The organism is Faecalimicrobium dakarense, from assembly GCF_000499525.1.
In the GTDB taxonomy this organism is placed as follows: Bacteria; Bacillota; Clostridia; order Peptostreptococcales; family Peptostreptococcaceae; genus Faecalimicrobium; species Faecalimicrobium dakarense.
Genome location: NZ_HG529380.1, coordinates 1 through 3190, shown reverse-complemented (window position 1 = coordinate 3190; position 3190 = coordinate 1). Strand labels below are relative to the sequence as shown.

The window sequence follows — 3190 nt, the reverse complement described above, 5'->3', positions numbered from 1 at the left end:
TATTAGTTTTATTTCGAATTATATTTTGTTAGATATAAAAAAAGAGTAGAATTATCTACTCTTTTTATTAATCTACAGTTATTTCATAACCACTTTGATTATATTGATTTATTATTTCATTCCATATTTCTTCTACACCAGTCTTCTTAAGAGAAGAAATTGGAAGTACTTTTTCATTAGGATCCATTTGTAATTTTTTTCTGATTATATTTATATGTTTTTGATATTGACCTCTAGATATTTTATCCGCCTTAGTTGCTATAACTACACAGTTATATCCAAAATGCTTTATCCATTCATACATCATAACATCATCATTAGTTGGCTCATGTCTTATATCTACAAGTAAGAATATTGCACAAAGCTCATCTCTTTCTTGTAAATATCTTTCCATTATTGCTCCCCATTTTTCTTTTTCAGATTTAGCTATTTTAGCATATCCATAGCCTGGAAGATCCACAAAGAAAAATTCATTATTTATAAGATAAAAATTTATAGTCCTAGTTTTACCTGGAGTCTGACTAGTTCTTGCAAAATTTCTTCTATTTAGTAATGTATTTACTGTCGATGACTTTCCAACATTCGATCTACCTACTAAAGCTATTTCTGGTATACCTTCATCTGGGTACTGAGATTTATTTACAGCACTCATAGTTATTTCTGCATTTCTAATTTTCATTGCTTTCACCATTCCTTAATAATGCATGTTCTAATACTTCATCCATATGTTCAACAAGCACAAATTCCATTTTTTCTTTTATGTTACTCGGTATTTCATCTAAATCTGCTTCACAATCTTTAGGTAATAATACCTTAGTTATTCCTGCTCTATGTGCTGCTAATAGCTTTTCTTTAACTCCACCTACAGCTAATACTTTACCTCTAAGAGTTATTTCACCTGTCATAGCAACATTATTTAAAACAGGTATATTAGAAAGAGCTGATATAACAGCAGTCGCCATAGTTATACCTGCTGATGGACCATCTTTTGGTACTGCTCCTTCTGGTATATGGATATGCATGTCCTTATTTTGGTAAAATTCTGGGTCTACATTATATCTTTCTGCTATAGATCTTGTATATGATATAGCTGTTCTAGCAGATTCTTTCATAACATCTCCAAGCTTTCCAGTTAAAACAATTTGTCCTTTTCCTTTTAAAGCATTCACTTCTACTGTAAGAGTTTCACCACCTACAGCTGTCCATGCAAGACCTGTAACTGTTCCTACTTCTGGCTTAGAACCTGCCATTTGATGTCTATATTTATCTTTTCCAAGATACTCTTCTAAATTTGAACTAGTGATAACTACTTCTTCAATAGATGAGTCTTCTACATATTTTTTAGCTACTTTTCTGCATAATTTTCCTAATGTTCTCTCTAGACTTCTTACTCCAGCTTCTCTAGTGTAAGAATTTATTATTTCTTTCATAATTTCATCATCTATTTTTATGAATCCATCTTTTAATGCATTTTCTTTCATTTGCTTCGGAAGTAAATACTTCTTAGCAATATTTAGCTTTTCTTCATCTACATAGCCTGATACTTGTATTATTTCCATTCTATCTAATAAAGGTCTTGGTATTGTACTTAAACTATTTGCTGTAGTTACAAATAAGACCTTCGATAAATCAAACGGTAATTCTAAATAATGATCTACAAAATCTTTATTTTGTTCTGGATCTAGTACCTCTAACATTGCAGCAGAAGGATCACCCTTATAATCAGCCGCCATTTTATCAATCTCATCTAATAACATTATAGGATTTTTAGTTTTAGCTTCTTTCATAGCATTTACTATTCTACCTGGTATAGCCCCTACATAAGTTCTTCTATGACCTCTTATCTCAGCTTCATCTCTAACTCCACCTAAAGATATTCTTACAAATTTTCTACCTAAAGAATTTGCTATAGATTTCGCTATAGATGTCTTACCTACTCCTGGAGGCCCAACTAAACATATTATTGGCCCTTTTAATGATTTAGATAGTTTTCTTACAGCTAAGTACTCTAATATTCTTTCCTTAACTTCTTCTAATCCATAATGTTCATTATCTAATATTTCTTTTGCAGCTACTATATCTAATTTGTCTCTAGTTTCATTGTTCCATGGTAGAGAAAATACTGTATCTAAGTATCCTCTAAGAACAGATACATCCGGAGACATTGGAGATAATTTAGAGAATTTAGTAATTTCTTTTTCTATTTTCTCCTTTGTTTGCTTAGGTGCTTTTATTTTCTTAAGCATAGCTTTATACTCATCTGCTTCAGAATTTATATCTTCTTCTTCACCTAACTCTTTTTGAATTGCTCTTAGTTGTTCTCTAAGATAATATTCTTTTTGAACTTTATTCATTTGTTTTTTACTTTTAGAGTTATCTTTTTTTCTATTTTTAGAATTTCTATTTCTTCTAATAAGATTTTATATATTAATTCTAATCTTTCTTTTAAATCAAAAGTTTCTAATACTTCTTGCTTCTGATCAGATTTTAAATAAATATTTGAAGCTACAGTATCTATAAATCTATCTACATTTTCTGTTTCTGATAAAGATATAAGTATTTCAGGAGAAACTCTATTTCCTATATTTATGTATTCTTCAAAAGCATCAAATACATTTCTTACAAATGCTTCTACCTCTACATCTTCTTGTGCATGTTCTTCATCAAATACTATTTCATCTACTTTAGCTTTAAAGTATCCATCTTCAAATTTTATTTCTTTTGCACTACCCCTAGAGATACCTTCTACTAATACACGTACTGTATCTCCTGGTAATTTTATCATTTGTTTTACTTTACATATCGTTCCTATATGATAAAAATCTTCTTCTGTTGGTTCATCTACCTCTGCTTTTTTCTGAGAAGTTAAAAATACTAATTCTTCTTTTAACATTCCTTCATCTAAAGCTTTAAGTGATAAATCTCTTCCTACATCAAAATTTAATATCATGTATGGGAATATCGCTAATCCTCTAAGCGGAATTAACGGTAATTCATGTTCTAATTTAGCATAATTCTGTTCCAATAATATCACTCCTTAAAGTGCTAGATTTTACCGCTTTATATATTATATATTTACAATACTTGATTTTCAACATTAATGCAAATTTCTTAGCATATTTTGCTCTTATTTATTATTATATAATATTATTAGTAATATACTCGTTTATATACTTTATAGTTATATAAT

Annotated in this window: 1 protein-coding gene and 1 pseudogene; both read right to left on the bottom strand. The window is 29.2% G+C overall.

The features are described from left to right. Positions 1-67: 67 nt before the first annotated feature. Positions 68-679, bottom strand: coding sequence for a ribosome biogenesis GTP-binding protein YihA/YsxC (yihA, locus tag BN899_RS12770; RefSeq protein WP_042275993.1), 612 nt, complete (start codon positions 677-679; stop codon positions 68-70). Next, positions 669-3025 (bottom strand): annotated as a pseudogene (lon, locus tag BN899_RS12765) (endopeptidase La). The gene yihA and the pseudogene lon overlap by 11 nt, the downstream one beginning before the upstream one ends. Positions 3026-3190: the final 165 nt, after the last annotated feature.